Source organism: Streptomyces sp. NPDC007907 (genome assembly GCF_042959365.1).
Classification (GTDB): Bacteria; Actinomycetota; Actinomycetes; order Streptomycetales; family Streptomycetaceae; genus Streptomyces; species Streptomyces indiaensis.
The window spans coordinates 1-4894 of record NZ_JBIBKR010000021.1; the positions used below are offsets into that span (position 1 = coordinate 1).

Sequence of the window (4894 nt, forward strand, 5' to 3'; positions counted from 1 at the left end):
TTCACCGAGGTGCTGGGCCTGCCCGCGGTCGGTGTGGACGACGACTTCTTCGCCCTGGGCGGGCACTCCCTGCTGGCCGTGTCGCTGGTCGAGCAGCTCCGCAGCCGGGGCGTGTCCGTCTCCGTGCGCGCACTGTTCCAGACACCGACCCCGGCCGGTCTGGCCGCGGTGGCGGCTCCGGACACGGTCGTGGTTCCGGAGAACCACATCCCGGAGGGCGCCGAGCACATCACCCCGGACATGCTGCCGCTGGTCGACCTGGACGAGGCCGAGCTGGGGCACGTCATCGAGCAGATACCCGGCGGCGCGGCCAACATCGCCGACGTCTACCCGCTCGCCCCGCTGCAGGAAGGCATCTTTTTCCACCACCTGTTGCAGGCGGATGGCGGCGGTGCGGATACCTATGTAGTGCCACGGGTCCTGCGCTTCGACTCAAGGGAGCGCCTGGATGCTTTCCTCGGCGCTCTTCAGCGGGTGGTGGACCGGCATGACATCTACCGCACGGCGATCGTGTGGGAGCGACTGCGTGAGCCGGTCCAAGTGGTAGCTCGCCGGGTTGAACTGCTCGTCAAGACAATTGAGTTGACGGCGGAGGGCCCTGCCGCGGTGGAGCAGTTGACCGCGGCGGCCGGGTCGAGGATGGACATCGGCCGCGCTCCCCTGATCGACGTGCACATCGCCGCGCAGCCGGGTGAGGACGGTGGGTGGCTGGCGTTGCTGCGGATGCACCACCTGGTCCAGGACCACACCACCCAGGACGTGCTGCTCGAAGAGATGAGCGCGTTCTTGTCGGGGCGGGAGGACTCCCTGCCGGAGCCGCTGCCGTTCCGCAACTTCGTCGCGCAGGCCCGGCTGGGCGTGACGCGCGAGGAGCACGAGCGCTACTTCACCCGCCTGTTGGGGGACGTGGAGGAGACCACCGCCCCCTACGGTCTGCTGGACGTGCACGGTGACGGCAGCGGCGTCGTGCGCTCCCACCTGCGGGTCGACGAGGAGGTCGGCCAACGGGTGCGTGATGTCGCCCGGTCACTTGGCGTCAGCCCGGCCAGTGTGTTCCATCTGGCCTGGGCGCGGGTGCTGGCCACGGTCAGTGGTCGTGACGACGTCGTGTTCGGGACGGTGTTGTTCGGGCGGATGAACGCCGGCGCGGGTGCGGATCGGGTGCCGGGGTTGTTCATCAACACGTTGCCGGTCCGGGTCCGGGTGGATGCGGTCGGCGTCGCCGGCGCGCTGGAAGGGGTGCGTGATCAGCTGGCGGAGCTGCTGGTGCACGAGCATGCCCCGCTGACGCTGGCGCAGCAGGCCAGCAGCATTCCCAACGGCAGCCCGCTGTTCACCTCGCTGTTCAACTACCGGCACGGCAGGCGTCGGCCGGAGAACCCTCGTCCGGAGGCCGGTCCGGCGTCCAGGGGCATCAGCACGCTGTCCGTGCGTGAGGTGACGAACTACCCCGTGGCCGTGGCGGTCGATGACCTGGAGTCCGAGTTCGGGCTGGTCGTGGACGCGGTGGGTCCGGTCGACGGCCAGGCGGTGTGCCAGCTGCTGCACACCTGCCTCGACAACCTCGTCACCACGCTGGAGGACGACCCGGACGGTCTCCTGTCGGCAGTGGACGTTCTCGACGCCACCGAGGAGAACCGACTCCTCGAAGACTGGAACGACACCACCGCACACATCCCGCAGCAGTCCGCGCCCGAGATGTTCCAGGCTCAGGTGGCCCGCACCCCGGACGCCGTGGCGGTGGTGTATGGAGCTACGGAGCTCTCCTACGCCGAGCTGGAGACCAAGGCGAATCGGCTGGCGCACTACCTGCGAGGGCTCGGCGTCGGTGCGGGGTCCGTGGTGGGCGTGTGCCTGCCGCGTGGGGTGGATCTGGTCGTCGCGCTGCTGGCCGTGTTGAAGACCGGCGCGGCGTATGTGCCGCTGGATGTGCAGTATCCGGCGGAGCGGCTGGAGTTCATGCTCGCCGACAGCGGTGCACGGGTGATGCTCGGACGCGGCGACATGTCAGCCGTACTGTCAGGGCCCGCCGTGCATGTGGTGAACCTCGATGACATGCGGGTGGCACGAGAGCTCGCGGCGACGCCCGTCACTCCTCCCGAAGTCGCCTTCGAGACGGGTGGACTGGCCTACATCATCTACACGTCCGGCTCGACGGGACGACCCAAGGGCGTGGCTGTGTCGCATGGCGGCGTGGCGAGCCTGGTGGCGGCTCAGGCGGAGCGCTTCGCGGTGGACTCCGTCAGCCGGATGCTGCAGTTCGCGTCGGTGAGCTTCGACGCGGCGGTGTCCGAGGTCCTGGTGGCGCTGTCGTGCGGAGCACGACTCGTCCTGTCCGATGCGCACGAGTTGCTGCCTGGGCAGGGACTGGCGGAAGTCGTGGCGCGGCACGAGGTGACCCATGTGACGCTGCCACCGGCCGTGCTGGCTGTGCTGGCGCCCGATGATCTGCCGTCGGTGTCGACACTGGTGTCGGCAGGCGAGGCACTGGACGGTGACCTGATCGGACGCTGGGCTCCTGGCCGCCGGTTCATCAATGCCTACGGCCCCACGGAGACCACCGTGTGCGCCACGATGTCGGCCCCACTCGCACCGGGCGACAGCTCCGGAATCGGCTCTCCGATCGTCAACACCCGGGTCTACGTGCTGGATGGTGCGCTGCGTCCGGTGCCGGCAGGGGTGGCGGGGGAACTGTATGTCGCGGGCGCGGGCCTCGCGCGGGGGTATGTGGGTCGTCCCGGTCTCACGGGTGAGCGGTTTGTGGCGTGCCCGTTCGGTCGGGTGGGCGCGCGGATGTACCGGACCGGTGATGTGGCGCGCTGGTCGGCCGGGGGCCGGCTGGAGTACTTGGGGCGTGCGGATGAGCAGGTGAAGATCCGTGGTTTCCGGATCGAACCGGGTGAGATCCAGGCGGTCCTCGCCGCGCACCCGCAGATCACGCAGGCGGTTGTGATCGCTCGTGAGGACGCTCCCGGGGACAAGCGCCTGGTGGCCTACGTGGTCGGGGACGCCTCGGAGTCCGAGTTGCGGGAGTACGTGGGTGAGCGGTTGCCGCAGTACATGGTGCCCTCGGCGGTCATGGTCCTGGATGCGTTGCCGTTGACGGTGAACGGCAAGCTGGACCGCAAGGCGTTGCCCGCACCGGAGTATGTGAGCGGCGGAGGCCGGGGCCCCGCGACCGTGCAGGAGGAGATCCTCTGCCAGGCCTTCGCCGAGATTCTGGGCCTGCCCACGGTCGGTGTGGACGACGACTTCTTCGCCCTGGGTGGACATTCGCTGCTGGCGACGCGGCTGGTGAGCCGCGTGCGTGCGGTGCTGGGCGTGGAGGTGGCGCTGCGGAACCTGTTCGAGGCCCCGACCCCGGCGGGACTCGCCGCCGGCCTGGGCCAGGCGGACACGGCGCGTCCGGCTCTGGTGGCCGCGGAGCGCCCGGAGCGGGTGCCGCTGTCGTACGGGCAGCGTCGGCTGTGGTTCATCGGCCAGCTCGAAGGCCCCAGCGCGACCTACAACATCCCGACGACGCTGCGCCTGTCGGGTGAGCTGAACCGGGATGCGCTCGAGGGCGCGCTGCGGGATGTGCTGGAGCGCCATGAGGTGCTGCGGACGGTGTTCGCGGTCGCCGACGGGGAGCCGTATCAGCGGATTCTGCCCGTGGACGAAACCGGCTTCGCACTGACCGTCACCGACGTGCGCGCGGAGGAACTCGGCGGGGTTCTGGCGGAGGCGGCGCGGTATGCCTTCGACCTCGCGGAGGAGATCCCTGTCCGGGCCCGGTTGCTCAGGGTCGGTCCGGACGATCACGTGCTGGCGTTGGTGGTGCATCACATCGCGGGTGACGGCTGGTCGATGAGGCCGCTGGCGCGGGACGTGTCGGTGGCCTACGCGGCACGGTGCGAGGGCCGCACTCCCGGATGGGCATCCCTACCGGTGCAGTACGCCGACTACGTGCTGTGGCAGGAGAAGGTACTGGGGGCCGGGACGGACCCCGAGAGTGTGCTGTCACGTCAGGTGGAGTTCTGGCGTGAGGCGCTCGCCGATGCCCCGGAGGAGCTGGCGTTGCCCTACGACCGGACGCGTCCGGCCGTCGCCTCGCATGAGGGGCATGCGGTCGGGCTGGAAGTGCCGGCGGCGGTGCACGCGCGGTTGCGTGAGGTGGCGCGTGAGCGTGGCGTGACGGTGTTCATGGTGTTGCAGGCCGCCCTTGCGGTGACACTGTCGCGGCTGGGCGCGGGCACCGACATCCCGATCGGTTCGACGATCGCGGGCCGTACGGACGAAGCGCTGGACGACCTCGTCGGGTTCTTCGTGAACACGCTGGTCATCCGCACGGACCTGTCGGGTGATCCGACGTTCGGTGAGGTGCTGGAGCGGGTCCGGGAGACGAGCCTGGCCGGGTTCGCGCACCAGGACGTGCCCTTCGAGCGGCTGGTGGAAGACCTGGCGCCGGTCCGCTCCCTCGCGCGGCACCCGCTGTTCCAGGTGATGCTGACCCTGCAGAACAACGCCCAGGCGATCGTCGACCTGCCGGGGCTGCGTGCCTCCGGAGTACCGACCGGATCTGCCGGAGTTCCCGGGACGGCAGGGCCGGCGACGGCCAAGTTCGACCTGGACATCATGGCTACCGAGGTGTTCGACACCGAAGGCGCCCCCGCTGGAATGCGGGGTGTCGTGATCGCGGCCGCTGACGTCTTCGATGCGCCGACGGCAGAGCGCTTTGCGGAGTGGTTGGTGCGGGCGGTCGAGGCGGTGGTGGGGGCGCCGGACATCCGGGTGAGTGCGGTGGATGTCCTGAGTGCTGATGAGCGTGGGTTGGTGTTGGGGTGGGCTGGTGTGGGTGGGGAGGTGCCGCGGGTTGAGGGTGTGTCGGTGGTGGAGTTGTTCGAGGCGCAGGTGG

The 4894-nt window shown here is 69.7% G+C and carries 1 protein-coding gene; it reads left to right on the forward strand.

The features are described from left to right. Positions 1-33: 33 nt before the first annotated feature. Positions 34-4894: amino acid adenylation domain-containing protein (locus tag ACFZDI_RS35885; RefSeq protein ID WP_391256755.1), on the forward strand; the 4861-nt coding region annotated here is incomplete at its 3' end.